This window comes from Pseudomonas monteilii NBRC 103158 = DSM 14164 (assembly GCF_000730605.1).
In the GTDB taxonomy this organism is placed as follows: domain Bacteria; phylum Pseudomonadota; class Gammaproteobacteria; order Pseudomonadales; family Pseudomonadaceae; genus Aquipseudomonas; species Aquipseudomonas monteilii.
The window spans coordinates 1-645 of the sequence record NZ_BBIS01000128.1; the positions used below are offsets into that span (position 1 = coordinate 1).

Here is a 645-nt window from a genome sequence, read left to right on the forward strand (position 1 = left end):
ACCCAAAGCTGCCTGCCTCGGTCCCGTTGGTCAGCAGAGGCTTGGCCGGAAGCCCGGCCAAGCAGGTTGGCACATCACCGCCGGGGATCGTTCTCCCACGTGGTGCCGTAGTAGTCGTGGATATCTTTGCCCCAAGTCGGGGCGCTCATGTTTGGCCGGTTGTCCTTATCTAAGCCTGGGGCGTTCTTCAGGCGGTCCTTGTAGGCATCAAGGACGAAGCGCTTGTTCACCGTATCCAGGCGCAAAGCCCCCCACGGCACGGCGAACAGCTTTTCATCCATCCCCAGGAAACCGCCGAACGACAGCACAGCGTACCCCCAACGACGGCATCCTCGCGAAGGCGGGGTGGGAAAGACTATGCGACCTCCAATTCGGTTTCCTTTTTTTTTACATCAATTGATGTAGAATAAGCGGAAACAACATGAGGTCGTCCACGATGCTCGATCAAGATTTCGCTTTCTCCGATGTGCCGCCCCAAGTCGCTGTCCGACGCTTGTTCGACCTCTCGGAGGCGGAACTCCGCGAGACAGTGAACGCTTGTGCTCGGGCCTACCTGAGCGAGAGCCCGTTGCATCCAAAGGGGGCCGGCGGTTCGATGGCCTGGATGGAGGGTACTAAGGTCATTCGGTCTGTGATGATCCCTAA

General features: G+C 58.4%; 1 protein-coding gene and 1 pseudogene. One reads left to right on the forward strand and one right to left on the reverse strand.

Annotated elements, in window-relative coordinates:
* Positions 1–74 precede the first annotated feature (74 nt).
* Entirely contained in the window at positions 75–308 is a 234-nt protein-coding gene (locus tag PM2_RS29465) for a PRC-barrel domain-containing protein (RefSeq protein ID WP_233425971.1), read from the reverse strand.
* 128 nt (positions 309–436) lie between these two features.
* On the opposite strand from PM2_RS29465, the pseudogene PM2_RS31455 reads away from it, so the two are divergent.
* Positions 437–645, forward strand: a pseudogene (locus tag PM2_RS31455) (hypothetical protein); the annotation flags it as partial.